This is a genomic window from Halobacillus sp. (assembly GCF_049282395.1).
Classification (GTDB): domain Bacteria; phylum Bacillota; class Bacilli; order Bacillales; family Halobacillaceae; genus Halobacillus.
This window is the reverse complement of the sequence record NZ_JBAPTY010000039.1, coordinates 1-2,100: the sequence shown is the minus strand read 5'-3', so window position 1 is coordinate 2,100 and position 2,100 is coordinate 1. Positions and strand designations below refer to the sequence as shown.

At 34.1% G+C, this 2,100-nt stretch carries 3 protein-coding genes; 2 read left to right on the top strand and 1 reads right to left on the bottom strand.

The annotated features are described in order from the left end of the window. Positions 1–50: 50 nt before the first annotated feature. The gene (locus tag WAM07_RS01840; protein WP_014642729.1) at positions 51–515 is read left to right on the top strand and encodes a GNAT family N-acetyltransferase; all 465 of its coding nucleotides are present in this window, start codon (positions 51–53) and stop codon (positions 513–515) included. A 310-nt stretch (positions 516–825) separates the two neighbouring features. Here WAM07_RS01840 and WAM07_RS01835 read toward each other — a convergent pair whose 3' ends face one another. Beyond that, positions 826–1,284, bottom strand: a complete 459-nt coding sequence (locus WAM07_RS01835) for a DUF4367 domain-containing protein (RefSeq protein ID WP_014642730.1) — start codon at positions 1,282–1,284, stop codon at positions 826–828. Between the two features lie 156 nt (positions 1,285–1,440). Here WAM07_RS01835 and WAM07_RS01830 point away from each other — a divergent pair, with 156 nt between their 5' ends. Beyond that, a complete protein-coding gene (locus WAM07_RS01830; RefSeq protein ID WP_014642731.1) occupies positions 1,441–1,875 on the top strand; it encodes a hypothetical protein in 435 nt (144 codons plus the stop codon). Positions 1,876–2,100 lie beyond the last annotated feature (225 nt).

Here is a 2,100-nt window from a genome sequence, read left to right as displayed (position 1 = left end):
CAGAGAAGGATAGTTGAAGAAGGGATTTGATATTTACGAGGGGGATTAAAATGATCTTTGAGGCAATTGACATAAATAAACATCGAGATACAGTAGTTGGATTTCGGAAAGATTCATTTTATGTAAGTTTTGGGGATACTATGGGTTTCGGTGAAGAAGAGGAATATTTAAGCTGGTTAGATGAAAAAATCAGAGATTTTCCTGAAGGTTTTGTATTAGCCAAAGAAGATGGTAAATATATCGGACAACTTGAATTAACTATTCGTGAATACGAAGGCAATAATATTGGGTATGTAAACTTGTACTTTTTAACACCCGAAATGCGTGGAAAGGGTAAAGGGAAAGTTTTACACCAATATGCAAAGCAATTCTTTAAAAACAATGAAGTTCGTGAGTATCATCTAAGAGTCTCTCCATCAAATAACCACGCGATCAAGTTTTATCGTTCATCCGGAATGGATGAAGTCGGTCCAGAAGTTGATGGAAAAGTAATTAGGATGAAAGGTTATATATAAGATTTTATATAGTTCTAGGGGACGCTTAGTTTAGGATAAACTTCAAGATATCTCGAATTCAAGTGTTAAACAAACGGGGGCGATTATCCAATAAGGAATAGTCGCCCCGTTTCTTTATATCAAGTAGTGAGCACTTATTTTTTGCTATCAAAGTGAGTTAAAGACTAACTGTAAATTAAAAATTTTTTTGGTTTTAGCGAATTTACGGAGTAGAGCTTAACGAATATGAAAAAAATAATCAGGACGTGGAACATTCCCTTCCTCTAAAAAGTCGTCTCCTCGAAGGGGATTCATGAATATCATATAAGCATTATTTCATAGATGTAGCTACCTTTATCATTTTTTCCTTAGATATTCTTTGACTGTCCATTTCGATATAAGTCCCGTCCTGATTCCAAACAAGTAAACCACCTGTAGAGACATTCTCCCACTTCATAAAATACCCTGTAGAACCATTTAAGTTTACTTTTTCTCCTTTGTAGCCTGATCTCAAGGACTTTTTAGTGCTTTTCTTTTGGTGAATTGCTATCATAAGATTTTTATCTTTTTCGTCCATATAATGTAAAGATAATTGGTCTATTGTATTTGAATCAGGGGATGTTTTGGTGTCTAACGTCCATCCTTCAGGCATATTTGTTGGAACTAATATTTTAAAATCAACTTTACTTTGTATTTCCGAAATAGTGAGACTCTCATGATTATAGTGTATTTCCATTGCTTTGACTCCCAACGGGAAACCTAAAACCATTAAAGCTATAAGTATTTTCATCTTTTCCCCTCCTTGTATAAAATAATGTCTTCTTTATTATGTACTTAAAACAAATCTCTAAAATGTTAATTTTTTGGAAAAAAATGTGAATTAAAAGAAGGGATATATTAGTTATGTGTCGAAATTACTATCATAGTCCAAAAGGGGGAGATAGTAATGGTATCTAGACACTATTGTAAGAGGGTTTTATCAACCTTGCTTATGTCTGCACTTATTCTTGTTGGGTTTATGGGGGTTGCTGAATCTGTATCAGCTGACAGTGCACAATATAGAATCAGCACATACAATTATGGTGAATGGGATGGAATTCATGTTGACTGGGATCCTGTTGGCTCGTCAGCCACTATGGATGTAAGAGTAAAGCAATACGGAATACATACAGGGGAACAAGCTAAAATTAGATGGAAACTCTACCGATCATATGATGGAGCCTTACTTAATACCCGTACCGTTAGTGGAGATTTCGATGGTTACTTAACATATTACAACTTATCTCAAGGCGATTATCAAATTACTTGGGAAAGTTTAACAAACAATGACACTGAGGGTTATATGGGTGTACCAAGTGCTTATGCTGATACTTACCAATAATGATCTTTGCCCCATTCATATGGATGGGGGCTTTTATTTAATGACTATGTACAATCTAGTTAAATAATTCGATAATTGAAAAAATTTGTATTGTCCTATCTACTTTTTAAGTAAGAAAAAAAGTAGATACTTAATAAAATATCTCGAAATCAAGTCTTCAAGTAATGGGGGCAATTCTGAAATTAAGGAATCGCCCTCTTATTAATATTTAGCGCAGGTTAGTTG